Below are 212 nucleotides of genomic sequence, written 5' to 3'. Positions count from 1 at the left end.
CATCCCGATGGCACGGGTGCATTAAAAAAAACGGCCCGCAGGCCGTCGGCAAGTCCCGCGGTGGATGGAACACCAAGATTCATATGGTTGCCGCAGATGCTCGAACAGCCATCACCTTTGGATTGACGCCTGGCAACGTGCATGACGCACCTGCAGGCCGCGCGTTGCTTGAACACCTGGGGCCAGTGGAGCGGCCGATTCATTTGTTGATG

General features: G+C 58.5%; 1 pseudogene. It reads left to right on the top strand.

The annotated features are described in order from the left end of the window. Window positions 1–212: pseudogene (locus tag ABS769_RS22600) on the top strand (IS5-like element ISCARN85 family transposase); the annotation flags it as partial.

Source organism: Xanthomonas hortorum (assembly GCF_040279205.1).
GTDB lineage: Bacteria > Pseudomonadota > Gammaproteobacteria > Xanthomonadales > Xanthomonadaceae > Xanthomonas > Xanthomonas hortorum_F.
This window is presented reverse-complemented; position numbering and strand designations above follow the sequence as displayed.